18 protein-coding genes and 1 rRNA gene are annotated in these 19,934 nt (G+C 58.1%); 16 read left to right on the forward strand and 3 right to left on the reverse strand.

Annotation, left to right across the window (positions count from 1 at the left end):
• Positions 1-147 precede the first annotated feature (147 nt).
• The 9 genes from rmuC to hemB all read left to right on the forward strand — a co-directional run bounded on the left by rmuC (position 148) and on the right by hemB (position 8,330).
• Entirely contained in the window at positions 148-1,692 is a 1,545-nt protein-coding gene (rmuC, locus tag ABFX35_RS20245) for a DNA recombination protein RmuC (protein WP_346082640.1), read from the forward strand.
• Between the two features lie 75 nt (positions 1,693-1,767).
• Positions 1,768-2,523: a bifunctional demethylmenaquinone methyltransferase/2-methoxy-6-polyprenyl-1,4-benzoquinol methylase UbiE gene (ubiE, locus tag ABFX35_RS20250; protein WP_279024599.1), complete on the forward strand. Its 756-nt coding sequence runs from the start codon at positions 1,768-1,770 to the stop codon at positions 2,521-2,523.
• A 13-nt stretch (positions 2,524-2,536) separates the two neighbouring features.
• Complete coding sequence (gene ubiJ / locus ABFX35_RS20255) at positions 2,537-3,145, forward strand: ubiquinone biosynthesis protein UbiJ (RefSeq protein WP_346082641.1); 609 nt, start codon at positions 2,537-2,539, stop codon at positions 3,143-3,145.
• Positions 3,142-4,773, forward strand: a complete 1,632-nt coding sequence (gene ubiB, locus ABFX35_RS20260; protein WP_279024603.1) for a ubiquinone biosynthesis regulatory protein kinase UbiB — start codon at positions 3,142-3,144, stop codon at positions 4,771-4,773. Before ubiJ ends, ubiB begins: the two co-directional genes overlap by 4 nt.
• A 79-nt stretch (positions 4,774-4,852) precedes the next feature.
• Entirely contained in the window at positions 4,853-5,113 is a 261-nt protein-coding gene (gene tatA, locus ABFX35_RS20265; protein WP_279024605.1) for a Sec-independent protein translocase subunit TatA, read from the forward strand.
• A 3-nt stretch (positions 5,114-5,116) separates the two neighbouring features.
• Entirely contained in the window at positions 5,117-5,689 is a 573-nt protein-coding gene (gene tatB / locus ABFX35_RS20270) for a Sec-independent protein translocase protein TatB (protein ID WP_279024607.1), read from the forward strand.
• A gap of 3 nt (positions 5,690-5,692) precedes the next feature.
• Positions 5,693-6,463, forward strand: coding sequence for a Sec-independent protein translocase subunit TatC (gene tatC / locus ABFX35_RS20275; protein WP_095846288.1), 771 nt, complete (start codon positions 5,693-5,695; stop codon positions 6,461-6,463).
• A 47-nt stretch (positions 6,464-6,510) separates the two neighbouring features.
• Positions 6,511-7,293, forward strand: coding sequence for a 3'-5' ssDNA/RNA exonuclease TatD (gene tatD, locus ABFX35_RS20280; RefSeq protein ID WP_346082644.1), 783 nt, complete (start codon positions 6,511-6,513; stop codon positions 7,291-7,293).
• 14 nt (positions 7,294-7,307) lie between these two features.
• Positions 7,308-8,330, forward strand: coding sequence for a porphobilinogen synthase (gene hemB, locus ABFX35_RS20285; RefSeq protein WP_279024612.1), 1,023 nt, complete (start codon positions 7,308-7,310; stop codon positions 8,328-8,330).
• Positions 8,331-8,402: 72 nt separating this feature from the next.
• Here hemB and rfaH read toward each other — a convergent pair whose 3' ends face one another.
• Entirely contained in the window at positions 8,403-8,891 is a 489-nt protein-coding gene (gene rfaH / locus ABFX35_RS20290; protein ID WP_279024614.1) for a transcription/translation regulatory transformer protein RfaH, read from the reverse strand.
• 399 nt (positions 8,892-9,290) lie between these two features.
• On the opposite strand from rfaH, the gene ubiD reads away from it, so the two are divergent.
• Together ubiD and fre are read left to right on the forward strand one after the other, a co-directional pair.
• Entirely contained in the window at positions 9,291-10,787 is a 1,497-nt protein-coding gene (gene ubiD, locus ABFX35_RS20295) for a 4-hydroxy-3-polyprenylbenzoate decarboxylase (protein ID WP_279024616.1), read from the forward strand.
• Between the two features lie 50 nt (positions 10,788-10,837).
• The gene (gene fre, locus ABFX35_RS20300; protein WP_346082646.1) at positions 10,838-11,539 is read left to right on the forward strand and encodes an NAD(P)H-flavin reductase; all 702 of its coding nucleotides are present in this window, start codon (positions 10,838-10,840) and stop codon (positions 11,537-11,539) included.
• 129 nt (positions 11,540-11,668) lie between these two features.
• Here fre and fadA read toward each other — a convergent pair whose 3' ends face one another.
• Both fadA and fadB read right to left on the reverse strand, forming a co-directional pair.
• Positions 11,669-12,832: an acetyl-CoA C-acyltransferase FadA gene (fadA, locus tag ABFX35_RS20305; RefSeq protein ID WP_279024620.1), complete on the reverse strand. Its 1,164-nt coding sequence runs from the start codon at positions 12,830-12,832 to the stop codon at positions 11,669-11,671.
• A 10-nt stretch (positions 12,833-12,842) separates the two neighbouring features.
• Positions 12,843-15,032: a fatty acid oxidation complex subunit alpha FadB gene (fadB, locus tag ABFX35_RS20310; RefSeq protein ID WP_279024622.1), complete on the reverse strand. Its 2,190-nt coding sequence runs from the start codon at positions 15,030-15,032 to the stop codon at positions 12,843-12,845.
• Positions 15,033-15,349: 317 nt separating this feature from the next.
• On the opposite strand from fadB, the gene pepQ reads away from it, so the two are divergent.
• The 5 genes from pepQ to ABFX35_RS20335 form a co-directional block, all read left to right on the forward strand.
• Positions 15,350-16,681: a Xaa-Pro dipeptidase gene (pepQ, locus tag ABFX35_RS20315; RefSeq protein ID WP_346082648.1), complete on the forward strand. Its 1,332-nt coding sequence runs from the start codon at positions 15,350-15,352 to the stop codon at positions 16,679-16,681.
• Positions 16,681-17,295, forward strand: coding sequence for an IMPACT family protein (locus ABFX35_RS20320; protein WP_346082649.1), 615 nt, complete (start codon positions 16,681-16,683; stop codon positions 17,293-17,295). Before pepQ ends, ABFX35_RS20320 begins: the two co-directional genes overlap by 1 nt.
• Before the next feature lie 35 nt (positions 17,296-17,330).
• The gene (gene trkH, locus ABFX35_RS20325; RefSeq protein WP_279024626.1) at positions 17,331-18,782 is read left to right on the forward strand and encodes a Trk system potassium transporter TrkH; all 1,452 of its coding nucleotides are present in this window, start codon (positions 17,331-17,333) and stop codon (positions 18,780-18,782) included.
• 14 nt (positions 18,783-18,796) lie between these two features.
• The gene (hemG, locus tag ABFX35_RS20330; protein ID WP_346082652.1) at positions 18,797-19,330 is read left to right on the forward strand and encodes a menaquinone-dependent protoporphyrinogen IX dehydrogenase; all 534 of its coding nucleotides are present in this window, start codon (positions 18,797-18,799) and stop codon (positions 19,328-19,330) included.
• 387 nt (positions 19,331-19,717) lie between these two features.
• Positions 19,718-19,934: ribosomal RNA gene (locus tag ABFX35_RS20335) — 16S ribosomal RNA — on the forward strand; the annotation flags it as partial.

Below are 19,934 nucleotides of genomic sequence, written 5' to 3' on the forward strand. Positions count from 1 at the left end.
TTTATCGCCCAGGTTGCCGGTGCGTCGGCGTGGTTATTCGGCCCACTTTCCGATAAAAACAAACTGGACATCCATACAGCAGCCCTTTAACGTGGCAGGCAGCAGGCGCGTTTGCGCCGAAATGGCATTGCGTATACAGGAGGCAGGGTGGATACCAGCGTGATTTATGGTATTGGCGGCGTGGCGATCGGCCTGTTGCTGGGGTGGCTGATCGCCAACCTGCAGGTGCAGCGGCACCGGGCGCAGCACGAGACCGAACTTCGCCTGCGGGAGCAGGCGTTGCAACAGGCGCAGCAGGAAATCGCCGCGCGCCAGGAGCAACAGCAGCGCGATGAACAGCAACTGCGGCAGAACGATCTGGAACTGCGCAACCTGCACAGCCAACTGGCCGCCGGCCAGGAGAAGCTACAGCAGCTTAACCATTGGCGCAGTGAATGCGAACAGCTCAATCAGGAACTGCGCGCCCAGCGGGAAGTGAACAGCGCCCAGGAGGCCGAACTGCGTGAGGTGACCATTCGTCTGGAAGAAACGCGCATGGCGGCGGAAGAAAAACAGCGCTTGCTGCTTAACAGCGAGCAGCGCCTGACCACCCAATTCGAAAACCTGGCCAACCGCATCTTCGAGCACAGTGGCCGCAAAGTGGATGAGCAGAACAGGCAAAGTCTGGATCGGCTGTTATTGCCCTTGCGGGAACAACTGGACGGCTTTCGCCGCCAGGTGCAGGAAAGCTTCGGCCAGGAAGCGCGTGAGCGCCATACCCTGACCCACGAAATCCGTAACCTGCAACAACTGAATGCGCAAATGGCGCGCGAAGCCATCAACCTGACCAAGGCGCTGAAAGGGGATAATAAAACCCAGGGCAACTGGGGCGAGGTGGTGTTGAGCCGGGTGCTGGAAGCCTCTGGCCTGCGCGAAGGCCATGAATATGAAACCCAGGTCAGCGTGCGGCTGGATCACCAAAGCCGGATGCAGCCAGACGTGATCGTCCGCCTGCCGCAGGGCAAGGACGTGGTGATCGACGCCAAAATGTCGCTGGTGGCCTATGAGCGCTATTTTAACAGCGAAGACGATCTGGCGTGTGAAGCGGCGCTGAGTGAGCATATTTCCTCATTGCGTAACCATATCCGCATGCTGGGCCGCAAGGATTACCAGCAGTTGCCCGGCCTGCGTTCGCTGGATTATGTGCTGATGTTCATTCCGGTTGAGCCGGCGTTCCTGTTGGCGATCGATCGCGAGCCGGAGCTGATCGGTGAAGCGTTACAGCACAATATCATGCTGGTCAGCCCCACCACGCTGCTGGTGGCGCTGCGCACTATCACCAATCTGTGGCGCTATGAGCACCAAAGCCAGAACGCCCAGCGCATCGCCGAACGGGCTGCAAGGCTGTATGACAAAATGCGGCTGTTCGTTGACGATATGTCCGCGCTGGGGCAAAGCCTGGATAAAGCCCAGGGCAGCTACCGCCTGGCAATGAACAAGCTGAGCGAAGGGCGCGGCAACCTGATCGGCCAGACCGAAGGGTTCCGGGCGTTGGGTGTTGAGGTAAAACGGCCGATTAACCCAGCGTTGGCGCAACGGGCCTGCGAGCAAGGCGTGGGGGAAGCCGGCGGCGATGCGGTGGTCAGCTCGCTGCCCACGGCGAGCGAAGATGAAAATGGCGATGAACAATCGCGCAGCGCATCACAGGGATGATACGCGTTAGGTGGGGAATTGCGCGCCGTTCTGATACACTTCATAGACTAAATTGACTCAATAGCAGGCGGGACAATGGCAGATCAATCGCAGGAAACGACCGATTTCGGTTATCGCACCGTAGCACGCGAAGAAAAACAGGCTATGGTGGCTAACGTTTTTCATTCGGTCGCGGCCAAGTATGACGTGATGAACGACCTGATGTCGTTCGGTATCCATCGCATCTGGAAGCGTTTTACCATTGATTGCAGCGGCGTGCGCGGTGGCCAGCGCGTGCTGGATCTTGCCGGCGGAACGGGCGACCTGGCGGCCAAATTCTCCCGTATGGTGGGTGAGCAGGGGCAGGTGGTGCTGGCGGACATCAACGACTCCATGCTGAAGATGGGGCGCGAAAAGCTGCGCGATCGCGGCATTGTCGGTAATGTCAGCTATGTGCAGGCTAACGCCGAAGCGCTGCCGTTCCCGGATAACTACTTTGATTGCATCACCATCTCTTTTGGCCTGCGCAACGTGACCGATAAAGATAAAGCGCTGCGCTCGATGTTCCGCGTGCTGAAGCCCGGCGGCCGTTTGCTGGTATTGGAGTTCTCCAAACCGTTGTTGGCGCCGCTCAGCAAAGCCTATGACGCATACTCCTTCCACGTGCTGCCGAAAATCGGCGAGTTGGTGGTGAAAGATCCTGATAGCTACCGCTACCTGGCCGAATCCATCCGTATGCACCCGGATCAGGAAACCCTGAAAGGCATGATGCAGGAAGCCGGCCTGGAAAACGTGTCCTATTTTAATCTGACCGGGGGCATTGTGGCCCTGCACAGGGGCTTCAAGTTCTGATATGGATATGCCGATGCTGCTGACCCCGCTGTTGACCGGCGTGCTGGAAACGTCGCTCAACGGTTTGTTGTTTCGCGAGCGTAGCCTGAAGCCGGCGCGCCAGCGCCTGGCGGGCAAGACGCTGCGCATTGAGCTGCAGGAATTGTCCTCCCCGCTGGTGCTGGTGTTCAGCGAGCAGCGGGTTGATGTGCTCGGCCAGTTCGAGGGTGACGCCGATTGCACGGTGCGCACCCGGATCCCGGCGCTGCTGAAGCTGCGCGATCGTCAGCAGCTTTCGCAGCTGATGCGCTCGGGCGAATTGATCGTCGAAGGTGATATACAGGTGGTTCAACAATGGGTTGGGCTGCTTGATCTGGCCGAATGGGATCCCGCCGAATGGCTGGCGCCCTACGTCGGCGATATCGCCGCGCAGGGTATCAGCCAGGCGGTGGCCAAAGGCGCCGGCCTGCTGAAAACCGGCCTGCAGCGGCAACAGCGCTATGTGGCCGAAACCCTGACCGAAGAGTGGCGTGCCGCGCCGGGGCCGCTGGAAGTGGCGTGGTTCAACGAAGAGGTGGATGCCGTGGCGCGCCGCGCTGAGGCCCTGTTTGCCCGGCTGGGCCAACTGGAGGGCAAACGATGACCCCGGGGGAACTGCGCCGTCTGTATTTTATTGTTCGCGTTTTTCTCAGCTACGGCCTGGATGAACTGATCCCAAAGATGCGTCTGACGTTGCCGCTGCGCTTTGCTCGCCGGCTGCTGTTCTGGATGCCTAACCGCCATAAGGAGAGGGTGCTCGGCGAACGCCTGCGCCTGGCGTTGCAGGAGCTTGGGCCGGTGTGGATCAAGTTCGGCCAAATGATGTCGACCCGCCGCGATCTGTTCCCGCCGCAAATTGCCGATCAGCTGGCGCTGTTGCAAGACCGCGTGGCGCCGTTTGACGGCGCGCTGGCGCGCAAGCATATGGAACAGGCGATGGGCGGCCCGCTGGAAACCTGGTTTGACGATTTCGAGCCCAAAGCGCTGGCTTCCGCCTCGATCGCCCAGGTGCATACCGCCCGGCTGAAAAGCAACGGCCAACAGGTGGTGCTGAAAGTGATCCGCCCGGATATCGGGCCGATTATCAAAGCCGACGTGCGCCTGATGTATCGGCTGGCCGGCTGGGTGCCGAAGCTGCTGCCCGATGGCCGCCGCCTGCGGCCGCGGGAAGTGGTGCGTGAATACGAAAAGACGCTGCTGGATGAGCTGAATCTGCTGCGCGAAGCGGCCAACGCCATTCAGCTGCGGCGCAACTTCGAAGGTAGCCCGATGCTGTATGTGCCGGAAGTGTATTCCGATTACTGCCGCGAAAGCGTGTTGGTGATGGAGCGTATCTACGGTATCCCGGTATCTGACGTTGCCGCACTGGAACAGCAAGGCACCAATATGAAACTGCTGGCGGAGCGCGGGGTGCAGGTGTTCTTCACCCAGGTTTTCCGCGATAGCTTTTTCCATGCCGACATGCACCCTGGCAATATTTTTGTTAGCTATGAGCACCCGGAAGATCCTTGCTACATTGGTATTGACTGCGGCATTGTCGGCTCGCTGAACAAAGACGACAAACGCTACCTGGCGGAAAACTTCATCGCCTTCTTCAACCGCGATTATCGTAAGGTCGCTGAACTGCACGTCGATTCCGGCTGGGTGCCGCGGGATACCAACGTCGAAGACTTCGAGTTCGCGATCCGCACCGTGTGCGAACCGATTTTTGAAAAGCCGCTGGCGGAGATCTCTTTCGGCCATGTGCTGCTGAACCTGTTTAATACCGCGCGCCGTTTTAATATGGAAGTCCAGCCGCAATTGGTGTTATTGCAGAAGACCTTGTTGTATGTTGAAGGCCTGGGGCGGCAGCTGTATCCACAGTTGGACTTGTGGACCACAGCCAAACCGTTCCTGGAAAGCTGGCTGCGCGATCAGGTCGGCATTCCGGCGGTGATCCGCGCGCTGAAAGAAAAAGCGCCGTTTTGGGCGGAGAAACTCCCTGAATTGCCTGAATTATTTTACGATAGCCTGCAGCAGCATAAATTGCTGCAGCAAAGCGTGGATAAACTGACTGGCCAAATGCAGGCGCAGCGCGTGCGGCAAGGGCAATCGCGCTATTTGCTCGGCGTTGGCGCTACACTGTTGGTGAGTGGTACGATTCTCCTGCTCGGTGGTGTTGAAACCGTGCCGGCGTGGCTGATGGCGGCGGGTATTGTCGCCTGGCTAGTCGGCTGGAAGCGTACCGCCTGATTTGGCGCTATATCCAGTTTTCATATGACCGTAGAATGTGGTAACCAGAATAACCCCTGTAAATATAGAGGTAATTGGCATGGGCGGTATTAGTATTTGGAATTTGTTGATCATCGCGGTGATCGTGGTGTTGCTGTTTGGTACCAATAAGCTTCGTTCGCTGGGTTCCGATCTGGGTGCATCAATCAAGGGGTTTAAAAAGGCGATGGGCGACGATACGCCCCCACCGGCCAATACCTCTGAAAAAACTACCCATGATGCTGATTTCACGGCAAAGCCTATCACTGATAAGCAGCCGGAAACCAAAGCTGAAGAGTCGAAGAACAAAGAGCAGGTATAAGCCGTGTTTGACATAGGGTTTGGTGAACTGCTGCTGGTGCTGGTGATTGGTCTGGTGGTGCTTGGGCCAGAGCGGCTACCGGTGGCGGTAAGAACGGTTTCGGGTTGGATTCGGGCGCTGCGTTCGATGGCGGCATCGGTGCAGAGCGAACTTGCCCAGGAGCTGAAGCTGCAGGAACTGCAAGACAGCCTGAAAAAGGCCGAGAAAGCCGGCCTGCAGAATCTGACGCCGGAACTGAAAGCGTCCATGGATGAGTTGAAAGACGCCGCGGAGTCATTGAAGCGTTCTTATCATGGCGGCCAGATTGATGAACCTGCGCACACCATCCAGAATCCGCAGGTGACCGATCCGGAAGCCCAGCACGACGGCGTAACGCCGGCGGAGGCCGCCACCACGGCTTCGGCGCCGGTGAGCGCGCCGGCACCAGCCCCCGAACCGGCCGCGCAGCTAGCCAAAGCGCCGGTTGAACCGGCACAGGCTGCGCCGCAGGCTCAGGCTGGCGCAGCAACGCCGGCGGCGAATGAGCCTGCGGCAGCGGCTTCCTCAGCGTCTTCTCAACCTAGTGGCGATCGTTAAAACATGGCAGTTGAAGATACCCAACCGCTTATCAGTCATTTAATTGAACTGCGTAAGCGGCTGTTGAACTCGATTATCAGCGTGCTGGTGATCTTTCTGGTGCTGGTTTATTTTGCGAATGATATTTACCAGTTGGTTTCCGCCCCGTTAATCAAGCAGTTGCCTGCCGGGGCCAGCATGATCGCCACCGACGTGGCGTCGCCTTTCTTTACCCCGATTAAACTGACGATGATCGTGTCGGTGTTCGTGGCCGCCCCGGTGATCCTCTACCAGGTCTGGGCGTTTATCGCGCCGGCGCTGTATAAACATGAACGCCGCCTGATGATGCCGTTACTGGTGTCCAGCAGCGCGCTGTTTTATCTCGGTATGGCGTTCGCCTACTTCATCGTGTTCCCGCTGGCCTTTGGTTTCTTTGCCAAAACGGCGCCGGCCGGGGTGCTGATCGCCACCGACATCAACAACTATCTCGACTTCGTCATGGCGTTGTTTATGGCGTTCGGCGTGGCGTTTGAAGTGCCGGTCGCCATCATCCTGCTGTGCTGGAGTGGGGTCACGTCGCCGGAAGATCTGAAAAAGAAACGGCCGTATGTGTTGGTCGGGGCCTTTGTGGTCGGGATGCTGCTGACGCCGCCGGATGTGTTCTCGCAAACGCTGTTGGCGATCCCGATGTACCTGCTGTTTGAAGTGGGCGTATTCTTTGCCCGTTTCTACGTTGGCAAACGGCGCCCACGGCCGGAAGAAGAAGACGAGGGCGACGAAAACCCCGCCCCTTAACGTGTTACCAGGCCGCCCGAATGGGCGGCTTCTGATTTGGAAAGCGCATGTTTGATATCGGCGTTAATCTCACCAGCCCACAATTCGCCAAAGATTACCCGCAGGTGGTGGCGCGCGCGCAGGCCGCGGGCGTGCGTGGCATGTTGATCACCGGCACCAATGCCCGGGAAAGCCAGGCCGCCAGCGAGCAGGCTTTGCAGTATGCCGGCTACTGTTGGGCGACGGCCGGCGTGCATCCCCATGATGCCAGCAGTTGGTGTGAGGAAACCGCCCAGCATATCCGCGCGCTGGCTTTGCAGCCGCAGGTCGTGGCTATCGGCGAATGCGGCCTAGATTTTAACCGTAATTTCTCCACGCCGGCCGAGCAGGAAGTGGCGTTCAGCGCCCAGCTTGCGCTGGCGGCAGCGTTACAGATGCCCGTTTTCCTGCATTGCCGCGATGCACACGCACGTTTTGCCGCATTGCTGGCGCCGTGGTTGGATAAACTGCCCGCGGCCGTCGTCCACTGCTTTACCGGCACGGCGGAAGAATTGGCCGATTGCCTGTCGCTTGGGCTGTCGGTGGGCATTACCGGCTGGGTATGTGATGAGCGCCGCGGCCAGGGGTTGCGCGCGCTGTTGCCGCACATTCCGGCCGATCGGTTGCTATTGGAAACCGATGCCCCCTATCTGTTGCCCCGGGATTTACACCCAAAACCTGCATCTCGCCGCAACGAACCCTGTTTTTTGCCCCACATCGTCCAACAGGTCGCCGCCTGGCGAAGAGAAGATCCCGAATGGCTGGGCCACAAAACTGATGAGAACGCCCGCCGGTTATTCCGGCTGGTTTGAGTGAGGAGAACACAATGAGCTATGCATTTCCGGGTACTTTTCCAGGGCGCCGCATGCGCCGCGTGCGCCGTCATGATTTCAGCCGCCGCCTGGTGGCAGAGAACCAGCTGACGGTTAACGATCTGATCTACCCGGTATTTGTTATGGAAGGCACCAATCACTACGAACCGGTGGCTTCCATGCCGGGCGTATCGCGCATGACGATCGATCTGCTGATCAAAGAAGCTGAAGCCATCGCTAAGCTGGGCGTACCGGTGCTGTCGCTGTTTCCGGTGATTGAGCCGGGCCTGAAAACGCTGCAGGCGGAAGAAGCCTACAACCCGCAGGGCCTGGTGCAGCGTACCGTGCGTGCGTTGAAAGACGCGGTGCCGGAGCTGGGTATCCTGACCGATGTGGCGCTCGATCCTTACACCACCCATGGCCAGGACGGGGTGATTGATGAAGACGGCTATGTGATTAACGATGTGACCAAGGACATTCTGGTGCGTCAGGCGTTGTCCCATGCCGAAGCCGGGGCCGAGATCGTGGCGCCGAGCGATATGATGGATGGCCGTATCGGCGCGATCCGCGATCGCCTGGAAGACAGCGGCCTGATGAACACCCAGATTATGGCCTATTCCGCCAAGTACGCCTCTTGCTACTACGGCCCGTTCCGCGACGCGGTGGGTTCCAGCAGCAACCTGAAGGGCGGCAATAAGAAAACCTACCAGATGGATCCGGCCAACAGTGACGAAGCGCTGCAGGAAATCGCTCAGGATCTGCAAGAAGGCGCGGATATGGTGATGGTGAAACCGGGGATGCCCTATTTGGATGTGGTGCGCCGGGTGAAAGACAGCTTTGGCGTGCCGACCTTCGCCTATCAGGTTTCCGGCGAGTATGCGATGCATATGGCGGCGATTCAGAACGGCTGGCTGCAGGAAAAACCGGCGATCATGGAGTCGCTGCTGTGCTTCAAACGCGCCGGCGCCGATGGCGTGCTGACCTATTTCGCCAAACAGGTCGCCCAGTGGCTGCACGATGAGGCCATGCAGCGTTAACCTACAGGGCCATCTTCTTGGCCCTTTGCCAAACTTATCGGGCGGCGTGCGGCGTTGCCGGCACGCCAACCGTTATAGCTTCTGGAACTGCCGGTTATCCAGGCTTTGGCTCACCTGCTTGTTAATCAGGTTCAGCAGCAGGATAGAGCGCGCTTCGCCGTCAGGTTCGGTGTAAATCGCGCGCAGCCCTTCAAACATCCCATCGGTGATCAACACCGTATCGCCCGGCATCGGCGTTTCAGGATCCACATAGGTTTCGCTGGTGTGCGCCTGCAATTCCTCTATCACATTAAGCGGAATGACGGCCGGCAGCGAACCAAAGCGCACAAAGTGGCTGACGCCACGGGTCGCGCTGATGGTTGTGGTATGGATGCGTTCAGGATCGAACTCCACGAACAAATAGTTGGGAAACAGTGGCTCGCTGACGGCGACGCGCTTGCCCCGCACGATCTTCTCCAACGTGATAATCGGGCTCAGGCAGTTTACCTGTTGCCGTTCCAGATGTTCCTGCGCCCTGAGCAATTGGCCGCGTTTGCAATACAGTAAGTACCAAGATTCCATAATTTCACATGCCTTTCTGCCAGCCGGCAAGCATATCAAAAGCCATAGCGGATACCTAGGCCATGGCCGGTATTTGATCGCGATATCGCCGCAGATCTGCCAATTTTTGCGCAGGATCGTATTGCGGCGGCGCGTTCTGATAACGCGGTTATAGCAAGAGCTGAACATGAATGACAGCGCGGCGCTCGCGCGCTGTACATGGCGCCATCGCCGTGTAGTATGGCAAGGCCGTATGACGCTCTGTGTGACGTTACTCATCATTCTGGCAGGCGGAAGGCGAAACCGGCGGCGGCAACCTCGTTTGCTCGCGGCAGGCAATTTTGTCTTTACGGGCATTTAACAAAAGTGCAGCAACAAGCGTGAAGAGCGCTTATAATGCCTTTCTCACTGGCCGTTATAATGATCAGCATGAAATACCGTGACTTACGCGATTTCCTCTCGTTGCTGGAGAAGAGAGGGGAGCTTAAACGCATTAGCCAGCCGATTGATCCCTATCTTGAAATGACCGAGATTGCCGATCGCACGTTGCGTGCGGGCGGCCCCGCATTGCTGTTTGAAAATCCGCGAGGGTATACGATGCCGGTGCTGTGCAACCTGTTTGGCACGGCAAAGCGCGTGGCGATGGGAATGGGGCAGGAAGATGTCGGCGCGCTGCGTGATGTTGGCAAGCTGTTGGCTTTCCTGAAGGAGCCGGAGCCGCCGAAGGGCTTTCGCGATCTGTTCGATAAAATGCCGAAGTTTAAGCAAGTGCTGAACATGCCGACCAAAGTGCTGGGCGCCGCCCCTTGCCAGGAGCAGGTGTGGCAAGGCGATGATGTTGATCTCAGCCGTATTCCCGTGATGCACTGTTGGCCGGAAGATGCCGCGCCGCTGATCACCTGGGGGCTAACCGTCACCCGGGGGCCGCACAAAGAGCGCCAAAACCTGGGGATTTATCGCCAGCAGGTGTTGGGCCGCAATAAAGTGATTATGCGTTGGCTGTCGCACCGCGGCGGCGCGCTGGATTATCAGGAATGGTGCCAGGCCCACCCCGGTGAGCGTTTCCCGGTCGCGGTCGCGCTGGGCGCCGATCCTGCCACCATCCTCGGGGCGGTGACGCCGGTGCCCGATAACCTTTCCGAGTATGCCTTTGCCGGGCTGCTGCGCGGCAATAAAACGGAAGTGGTGAAATGCCTGTCCTGCGATCTGGAGGTGCCGGCCAGCGCCGAGATCGTACTCGAAGGCTATATCGAGCCTGGCGAAGTGGCGCCGGAAGGCCCCTATGGCGATCACACCGGCTATTACAACGAGATCGACCATTTCCCGGTGTTTACCATCACCCACATTACCCAACGGCGCGATGCGATATACCACTCCACCTATACCGGCCGGCCGCCGGATGAGCCGGCGGTGATGGGCGTGGCGCTGAATGAAGTGTTTGTGCCGATTCTGCAAAAGCAGTTCCCGGAAATCGTTGATTTTTACCTGCCGCCGGAAGGCTGTTCCTACCGTCTGGCAGTGGTAACCATCAAAAAGCAGTACCCTGGCCATGCCAAACGCGTGATGATGGGCGTTTGGTCTTTCCTGCGCCAGTTTATGTACACCAAATTTGTTATTGTCTGTGATGACGACGTAAATGCCCGCGACTGGAATGATGTAATTTGGGCGATCACCACACGAATGGATCCAGCAAGGGATACCGTTATGGTGGAGAATACGCCAATTGACTATCTGGACTTCGCTTCGCCGGTGTCCGGGTTGGGATCGAAAATGGGCCTGGACGCCACCAATAAATGGCCGGGGGAAACCCAGCGCGAGTGGGGCCGCCCGATCGAAATGGATGAAAAGGTGCGCGCGCGCGTCGACGAAATCTGGGATGAGCTCGCAATCTTCAGTGGCAGGGAGCCGACGCTGTAGCGTTCGGCACTGTTCTCGGTTTTGCATTGATGACCCAACAGAGGGAACGCATGACAATATTGAGCTGTAAAGTGACCTCCGTGGAGGCCATTACCGATACCGTTTACCGGGTGCGTTTGGTGCCAGAAGCGCCGTTCAGTTTCAAGGCGGGGCAATATTTGATGGTGGTGATGGATGAGCGGGATAAACGCCCGTTCTCTCTGGCCTCTACTCCGATGCAGCAGGACCATATCGAGTTGCATATCGGCGCTTCGGAACTGAATCTGTATGCGATGGCCGTGATGGATCGCATCCTGAAAGAACGGACGATCACCGTGGACATTCCGCACGGCGAAGCCTGGCTGCGCGAAGAGGGTAGCCGCCCGCTGGTGTTGATTGCCGGCGGCACCGGCTTTTCCTACGCCCGCTCTATCCTGCTGACGGCGCTGGAACAGCAACCCGACCGCGACATTTCCATTTACTGGGGCGGCCGTGAGTTGAAACACCTGTACGATCTCAGCGAACTGGAAACGCTCTCGTTGCAGCACCCCAACCTGAAAGTGATCCCGGTGGTTGAACAGCCGGAGGATGACTGGTGCGGGCGCAGCGGCACGGTATTGAGCGCGGTGTTGCAGGACTTTGGCTCATTGGCGGAGCATGATATCTATATCGCCGGCCGTTTCGAAATGGCGAAAATCGCCCGCGAGCGCTTCTGTGCCGAGCGCGGCGCGCAGGAAGCCCGCATGTTCGGCGATGCATTTTCGTTTATCTAACGCGCGGCACTGCCTGGTGCCTAAGACAGCGGGCTGCCATCGGCAGCCCGTTTTTGTCGGCATAAAAAACCCGCCCCTGACAGGCGGGAAGTACAGCAATCAGCGGTAGCCCGATTTGCGGCTTGATTGTTACAACCGTTCAAACACCGTGGCGATCCCTTGGCCCAATCCGATGCACATGGTCGCCAGGCCAAACTGCGCGTCACGGCGTTCCATCAGATGTAACAATGTGGTTGAAATGCGTGCGCCGGAGCAGCCCAACGGGTGGCCGAGCGCGATGGCGCCGCCGTTCAGGTTGACCTTGTCGTCCAACTGTTCCAATAAGCCCAAATCACGGATACAAGGCAGCGTCTGGGCGGCAAAAGCCTCATTCAATTCAAACAGATCGATATCCTGCAGTGCCAGGCCGGCGCGCTGCAACGCCAGTTTGCTGGCGGGCACCGGGCCGTACCCCATGATGGAGGGATCGCAGCCGACAACCGCCATCGCGCGGATGCGGGCGCGGGCTTTCAGCCCCAACGCCCTGGCCTGCGTTTCGCTCATCAATAACATGGCGGCGGCTCCATCGGACAGCGCCGATGCGCTGCCGGCGGTGACGGTGCCGTTGGCCGGATCGAACGCCGGGCGCAGAGCGGCCAGGCTCTGTACCGTGGTTTCCGGGCGGATCACTTCATCATAGTCATAGCGTGTCAGCACGCCGTCGGCGTCGTGGCCGGTGGTGGGGACAATCTCGGGTTTAAAATGGCCGGCCTGCGTTGCGGCGGCGGCCCGCTGGTGTGAGCGGGCGGCGAACTCGTCTTGCATCTGGCGGCTGATATTGTGCATTTTGGCCAGCATTTCAGCCGTCAGCCCCATCATGGCGGCGGCCTTGGCCACCGAACGGCCCAGGCCCGGATGAAAATCCACCCCGTGGTTCATCGGCACATGGCCCATGTGCTCCACCCCACCGATCAGGCAGACCTGCGCGTCGCCGACCATAATCATGCGGGCCGCGTCGTGCAGTGCCTGCATGGACGAGCCGCACAGCCGATTAACCGTCGTTGCCGGTACGCTATGAGGGATCTCGGCCAACAGCGCCGCGTTGCGGCCGATGTTAAAGCCTTGTTCCAGCGTTTGCTGCACGCAGCCCCAATAAATGTCATCGATATCGGCGGCTTGCAGCACCGGGTTGCGGCTCAGTACGCTGCGCATCAGGTGGGCCGAGAGATCCTCGGCGCGCACCTGGCGGAAGGCCCCCCCTTTGGAACGGCCCATCGGCGTGCGGACGGCATCAACAATAACAACGTTTTCCATTTTTATGACCTCATGCCGGTTGGCCCGTGGCGATATCGGGTTGGGGTGTGGGCTGCGGGTAGTAGCTTTGGTTCTCCGCCGCTTTGGCGCGCAGCCCGGCCGGAACCTGATACAGCGGGCCCAGATGGGCATAGCGTTGCGCCCGCTCGACGTAATTTGCCGTACCGATCGTATCCAGATAGCGCAGCGCGCCGCCGCGGAACGGCGGGAAGCCAAGGCCGTACACCAATGCCATGTCGGCTTCTGCCGGGCTGGCGATGATGTTCTCCTCCAGGCAGTGCACCACTTCGTTGACCATTGGGATCATCATCCGGGCGATAATTTCGTCATCGCCGATCTCCTGCCCCGGCCGGCGGATGGCTGCCAGCAGGGTATCTGTCTGTTCATCAGGGGCTTTGCGCGGTTTGCCGTTGCTATCTTGGCCGTAGCGGTAAAAACCCAGCCCGTTTTTTTGGCCGAAGCGCTGGTTGTCAAACAGCACGTCAATCGCATCGCGGCCGTCTTTCGCCATCCGCTGCGGGAAGCCGGCGGCCATAACGGCCTGGGCATGGTGGGCGGTATCAATGCCGACTACGTCCAGCAGGTAGGCAGGGCCCATCGGCCAGCCAAACTGCTTTTCCATCACCTGGTCAATGCGGCGGAAATCCACGCCGTCGCGCAATAACAGATTGAAGCCGGCAAAGTAGGGGAACAGCACCCGGTTGACGAAGAAGCCGGGGCAGTCGTTAACGATAATCGGGGTTTTCCCCATCTGTATGGCATAGGCCACGATGCTCGCCAGGGTGCGGTCGCTGGTATGCTCGCCGCGGATGATTTCTACCAACGGCATGCGGTGCACCGGGTTGAAAAAGTGCATGCCACAGAAGTTCTGCGGGCGGTCCAGCGCTTTGGCCAACTGGTTGATGGGAATGGTTGAGGTGTTGGATGCCAGCACGGTCTCTTCCCCGATCAGGCCTTCCACCTCGGCCAACACCGCTGTTTTAATCTGTGGGTTTTCCACCACGGCTTCGACGATCACCTGCGCCCGCTCTATGCCGGCGTAATTGAGCGTGGGCTGTATAGTGGCAAGCACCTGCGCCATTTTCATGCCGTCCAGCCGGCCGCGTTCCCACTGTTTGTTCAGCAGTTTGGCGGCTTCCGTCATGCCCAGCGCCAGCGCATTATCGCTGATGTCTTTCATGATGACCGGCACGCCCTTGCGTGCAGATTGATAGGCAATGCCGCCCCCCATAATGCCTGCGCCAAGAACCGCGGCCTGCTTAGGCGCCGTGCTTCCCTGCGCCAGCTTTTTCGCCCGGCTTTTAACAAACTGTTCGTTGAGGAAGATCCCGACCAGTGCGCGCGTTTCATTGGTGCGGGCCAGCGGTACAAAGCTGGCGGTTTCCAGCTTGAGTGCCGCATCCCGTCCCAGCCGGGCGGCGCTTTCAATGGTTTTTATCGCGGCCATCGGCGCCGGGTAGTGTCTGCCGGCCGTTTGCAACACCATGCCCTTGGCGGTGGTGAAGCTCATCGCGGCTTCAATCGCCGTCAGCTTCAACGGCTCCAGTTTGGGTTGGCGGCTGGCGCGCCAGTCGAGCTGGCCGGCCATCGCCTGTTGCAGCATTTGCAGCGCGGCATGCCGAAGCTTTTCCGGCGCCACGATCGCATCGATTAGGCCGACTTTCAGCGCCTCTTGGGCGCCAAGATCCTTGCCGGCGGCGATGATCTCCAGCGCGCTGTCATTGCCCAGCAGGCGCGGCAGGCGTACCGTACCGCCAAAGCCAGGGATGATGCCCAGCCGGGTTTCCGGCAGGCCGATGCGGGCATCCGGCGTGGCGATACGGAAATCGGTGGCCAGTACGCATTCGCACCCGCCGCCCAGCGCATAGCCGTTGATGGCGGAGAGCGTGGGGACGGGCAGATCTTCCAGGCGGTTAAAGATGGCATTGGCAAACGCCAGCCACTGTTGCAGCTTTTCGGCCGGCGCGGCGAATAACGGAATGAATTCATTAATATCGGCGCCGACAATAAATGCCGCCTTGTTGGAGCGCAGCAACAGCCCCTGAAGGCCGGGCAGTTTTTCCAGTACGTCAAGCGCAGTGCCCAGGCTGGCGACGGTACGAGTATCCAGTTTATTAATTGGGCCTGGGGCATCGAATACCAGCTCGACAATGCCATTATCGAGCTGGATCAGCTGTAAGTTTTCGCCTTGGTAGAGCATGTCTGTCTCCTTAATCAGCGCGCGATCTGGTATGACCAGATGATAAGGAGTGTGGTTTTTATGTTAAAAATATGCAAATTAAATATTGCATATTTGCAGCATTGATCACGGAGTGTTGGTGGGAACTATTTATTTAACATCAGGTTATGTTTTTTACTGTGTTATCGGTCTGTTTTGCTTTTTGCGGCGATTGGCCGTTGGTCATACTTGCCGTAAGCGGCTGGTTTCTTGCTTTGCGCTGCCGGTGCGGATGGGGTTGGAGCATAAGGGCAGTGTGTTAAGATGGAGCTCCATATTACGGGCATAAGGGTATTGTGATGGGAACGTTGTCTTCTTTGTATAACGATCACCTGGCGGCACTGCAGCAGCGCGCGCAAGAAATATTACAGCGCAATGAGCTTGATGCATTGCTGATCCACTCTGGGGAACTGCAGCCGGTATTCCTGGATGACCATCACTACCCGTTCAAGGTTAACCCACACTTTAAAGCCTGGGTGCCGGTGACCACCGTACCGAACTGCTGGCTATGGGTGGACGGGGTTAACAAACCGAAGCTGTGGTTCTATTCGCCGGTGGATTATTGGCACAGCGTTGATCCGTTGCCGAATAGCTTCTGGACCAGCGCGGTGGAGCTGCTGCCGTTGGCCAACGCCGGCGACATCGCCGGGCAATTGCCGCCGCAGCGCGACCGCGTCGGCTACATTGGCTGTGCACCGCAACGGGCGCGCGATTTGGGCATTGCTGCCGCGAACATCAACCCGCAGTCGGTGTTGAATTACCTGGATTATCACCGCGCGGTGAAAACCGATTATGAATTGGCCTGCATGCGTGAAGCGCAAAAAACGGCGGTGATCGGCCATCGCGCCGCCCATGAAGCGTTTCTTTCCGGCATGAGCGAGTTCGATATTAATCTGGCTTATCTCACCGCCACCGGGCATCGTGATACCGATGTCCCTTATGACAACATCGTGGCGTTGAATGAGCATGCGGCGGTGCTGCACTATACCCGGCTGGATAACCAACCGCCGGCCGAACCGCTGAGCTTTCTGATCGATGCCGGTGCGGAATACAACGGCTACGCGGCTGATTTAACGCGCACGTATTCAGGGCAAAGCGGCAACGCCTTTGCCCTGTTGCTCAAAGATCTCAACGATGAACAGTTGGCGCTGATCGAAACCATCAAAGCCGGGGTGCGCTATACCGATTACCATGTGCAGATGCACCAGCGCATTGCCAAGCTGTTGAAGAAACACCAACTGGTCAGCGGCATCAGCGAGGAGGCCATGGTGGAGCAGGGGATCACTTGCCCGTTCCTGCCGCATGGGCTGGGGCACCCGCTGGGCCTGCAGGTGCATGACGTTGCGGGTTTTATGCAGGATGAAAATGGCACATCGCTGGCTGCGCCGGCCAAATATCCGTTCTTGCGCTGCACCCGGGTGCTGCAGCCAGGAATGGTGATGACAATCGAACCCGGCCTGTATTTTATCGAGTCGCTATTGGCGCCGTGGCGCAACGGCGAATTCAGCAAACATTTCGCCTGGGATCGGATTGATGCGCTGAAGCCGTATGGCGGTATCCGCATCGAAGATAACATCGTTATCCATGAAAAACGGGTGGAAAACATGACGCGCGATCTGCACCTGGCCTGATGCAAGCGTACCCGATCCCTGCCGCGCCCGTTAGCGTCAGCGAAGAAATCAAAAAAAGCCGCTTTATTACCCTGATGGCGCCCACCTGTGGGGTTGAAGCGGCCAAAACGTTTATCCAACACGTGCGGCATGAGCATCCGGCGGCGCGTCACCATTGCTGGGCCTTTGTCGCCGGCGCGCCCAATGATTCTCAACAGTTGGGGTTCTCCGATGATGGCGAACCTTCCGGCACGGCCGGCAAACCGATTCTGGCGCAGTTGATGGGCAGCGGCATTGGCGAGATTACCGCGGTGGTGGTGCGCTATTACGGCGGCACCAAGCTGGGCACCGGTGGGCTGGTGCGCGCCTATGGCAATGGGGTGCAGCAGGCGTTAAAGCAACTACAACTGATCGAAAAAGTGCCCCAGCGCGAATACCGGCTGAATTGCGACTATGCGCAGCTGGCGCTGATTGAAAATGCGTTGCAGCACATGCAAGGGCGGATAGTACATGGGGAATACGGTGCAGAAGTTGTGCTGCAGCTGGCATTGCCGGCGAGTGGCGTTGAGGCGTTTGAGCGGAAATTACGTGATCTGAGTCGCGGTAATTTGCAATTAACCCCTATTTCGCAATAATTCCCTCCAATTGAATTGCTAAGGATCGTGCTGAAATGCATTTTCGCGCCATAACCCGTATCGTTGGTCTGCTGGTCATCCTGTTTTCCGGGACCATGTTTATTCCTGGCTTGGTGGCGCTGATTTATCGCGATGGCGCCGGGCGGGCCTTCAGCCAAACTTTCTTTGTGGCGCTGGTGATTGGGCTGGCGCTCTGGTGGCCCAACCGTAAGCAGAAGCATGAGCTGAAATCCCGCGAGGGGTTTCTGATCGTCGTCCTGTTCTGGACGGTGCTGGGCAGCGTGGGAGCGTTGCCCTTTCTATTTGCCGAGCGGCCAAACCTGTCTTTCACCGATGCTTTCTTTGAGTCTTTCTCCGGGCTGACGACCACCGGGGCGACAACGCTGGTGGGGTTGGACTCGCTGCCCAAGGCGATTCTGTTTTATCGGCAGATGTTGCAGTGGTTGGGGGGCATGGGGATCATCGTGTTGGCGGTGGCCATTCTGCCCATCCTCGGCGTTGGGGGGATGCAGCTTTACCGTGCTGAAATGCCCGGCCCGCTGAAAGATAATAAAATGCGGCCACGCATTGCCGAAACCGCCAAAACCCTGTGGCTGATTTATGTTTTGCTTACGGCGGCCTGCGCGTTTTCTCTCTGGGGCGCGGGGATGTCGGTGTTCGACGCCATCGGCCACAGTTTCTCTACCATCGCCATCGGCGGCTTTTCCACCCACGATGCCAGCATCGGCTATTACGCCAGCCCCACCATCAATACGATTATTGCTGTTTTCCTGCTGATTTCCGGCTGTAACTATGGCCTGCACTTCGCGCTGCTGAGCGGGCGCAACCTGAAGGTCTACTGGCGCGATCCTGAGTTCCGCATGTTCATTTTCGTGCAGCTGACGCTGGTTGTGGTGTGCACATTAATCCTTTGGTGGCATGGCGTTTATCGCAGTGGGATGGAAACCATCAATCAGGCGTTTTTCCAGGTGGTCTCCATGGCGACCACCGCCGGCTTCACCACCGACAGCATCTCCAAGTGGCCGCTGTTCCTGCCGATGCTGCTGCTTTGTTCGGCCTTCATTGGCGGCTGTGCCGGTTCAACCGGCGGCGGCTTGAAGGTGATCCGTATCCTGCTGCTGTACTTGCAAGGCTCGCGCGAACTCAAAAGGCTGGTGCACCCGAATGCGGTCTACACGATAAAGCTGGGAAACCGGGCGTTGCCGGAGCGCATACTGGAGGCGGTATGGGGCTTCTTCTCTGCTTATGCATTAGTGTTCATCGTCAGTATGTTGGCGATTATCGCCACCGGCGTGGATGATTTCTCGGCCTTCGCCGCCGTTACCGCGACGCTAAATAACCTGGGGCCGGGTTTGGGGGTTGTGGCGGACAACTTCACCTCCATGCCGCCTGCGGCAAAATGGATCCTGGTGTTGACGATGTTGTTCGGCCGTTTGGAAGTATTCACGTTGCTCGTGCTCTTTACGCCAACCTTCTGGCGTGACTGATAAAAGGGGTTGCCATGAAGGCACTGATTCTCTATTCAAGCCGCGATGGACAAACGCGGGCTATTGCTTCCTATATTGCAACGCGTTTGCAGGGTGTGTTCGATTGCACCGTGGTCGATCTGCTGCAGGCTGAGCGTATCGATCTGGCGCAATATCAACGGGTGTTGATTGGCGCCTCTGTGCGCTATGGCCATTTTCATCCGGTGCTGGCGCGTTTTGCCAAGCGGCACGCTGCGCAGCTCAACGGGATGCCTTCGGCCTTTTTCGCCGTCAACCTGACGGCCCGGAAAGCGGAAAAGCGTTCACCTGAGACCAACGCCTACACGCAAAAGTTTTTGCACTCTTCCCCTTGGCAGCCAACGCGGTGTGCCGTGTTTGCCGGCGCGCTGCGTTATCCACGCTACCGCTGGTTCGATCGCATCATGATTCAACTGATTATGCGCATGACCGGTGGTGAAACCGACACCCGTAAAGAAGTGGAATATACGGATTGGCAGCAGGTTGATCGTTTTGCCGATGAATTTCGCGATTTACCGTACGAAAAATGACAAAAATGCCGGCCATGCCGGCGTTTTGTTGAAAAAATACCCGGTTGAAAAGTTTTTTTCAATTAGGGGTTGCAGGCTGCCGGGAAGTCCCTATAATGCGCCTCCACTGACCGGGAACAACGACTGACAAGCCGCCGGGTCAGCAAGACGAAAGCGAAATAAATGCTTGACTCTTCGGGCTAAAAGCGTAGTATACGCAGCCCACGCCAGCGAGTTTATCGCGGCGACGCTCTTTAACAATTTATCAGACAATCTGTGTGGGCACTCACAAGACGATATCCAGCACCTTCGGGTGCAAAAAAATATCAAGTCTTGAAGAGTGACTAACTGAAGTAAAATTCATGCAGTAATCTTTGAGCACGCTATTAACTTAGCAAATCAAGCTTTTAATTGAAGAGTTTGATCATGGCTCAGATTGAACGCTGGCGGCAGGCCTAACACATGCAAGTCGAGCGGCAGCGGGGGGAAGCTTGCTTTCTCGCCGGCGAGCGGCGGACGGGTGAGTAATGTCTGGGAAACTGCCCGATGGAGGGGGATAACTACTGGAAACGGTAGCTAATACCGCATAACGTCTACGGACCAAAGTGGGGGACCTTAGGGCCTC

This window comes from Gibbsiella dentisursi (assembly GCF_039539505.1).
Taxonomy (GTDB): domain Bacteria; phylum Pseudomonadota; class Gammaproteobacteria; order Enterobacterales; family Enterobacteriaceae; genus Gibbsiella; species Gibbsiella quercinecans.

Coding starts and splice junctions, on each gene's coding strand:
- hemG (WP_346082652.1), top strand. CDS start 18,797: ATGAAGGCACTGATTCTCTATTCAAGCCGCGATGGACAAACGCGGGCT.
- ubiD (WP_279024616.1), top strand. CDS start 9,291: ATGATCAGCATGAAATACCGTGACTTACGCGATTTCCTCTCGTTGCTG.
- pepQ (WP_346082648.1), top strand. CDS start 15,350: ATGGGAACGTTGTCTTCTTTGTATAACGATCACCTGGCGGCACTGCAG.
- fadA (WP_279024620.1), bottom strand. CDS start 12,832: ATGGAAAACGTTGTTATTGTTGATGCCGTCCGCACGCCGATGGGCCGT.
- ubiB (WP_279024603.1), top strand. CDS start 3,142: ATGACCCCGGGGGAACTGCGCCGTCTGTATTTTATTGTTCGCGTTTTT.
- rfaH (WP_279024614.1), bottom strand. CDS start 8,891: ATGGAATCTTGGTACTTACTGTATTGCAAACGCGGCCAATTGCTCAGG.
- hemB (WP_279024612.1), top strand. CDS start 7,308: ATGAGCTATGCATTTCCGGGTACTTTTCCAGGGCGCCGCATGCGCCGC.
- fre (WP_346082646.1), top strand. CDS start 10,838: ATGACAATATTGAGCTGTAAAGTGACCTCCGTGGAGGCCATTACCGAT.
- fadB (WP_279024622.1), bottom strand. CDS start 15,032: ATGCTCTACCAAGGCGAAAACTTACAGCTGATCCAGCTCGATAATGGC.
- tatA (WP_279024605.1), top strand. CDS start 4,853: ATGGGCGGTATTAGTATTTGGAATTTGTTGATCATCGCGGTGATCGTG.
- ubiE (WP_279024599.1), top strand. CDS start 1,768: ATGGCAGATCAATCGCAGGAAACGACCGATTTCGGTTATCGCACCGTA.
- tatD (WP_346082644.1), top strand. CDS start 6,511: ATGTTTGATATCGGCGTTAATCTCACCAGCCCACAATTCGCCAAAGAT.
- ubiJ (WP_346082641.1), top strand. CDS start 2,537: ATGCTGCTGACCCCGCTGTTGACCGGCGTGCTGGAAACGTCGCTCAAC.
- tatC (WP_095846288.1), top strand. CDS start 5,693: ATGGCAGTTGAAGATACCCAACCGCTTATCAGTCATTTAATTGAACTG.
- trkH (WP_279024626.1), top strand. CDS start 17,331: ATGCATTTTCGCGCCATAACCCGTATCGTTGGTCTGCTGGTCATCCTG.
- ABFX35_RS20320 (WP_346082649.1), top strand. CDS start 16,681: ATGCAAGCGTACCCGATCCCTGCCGCGCCCGTTAGCGTCAGCGAAGAA.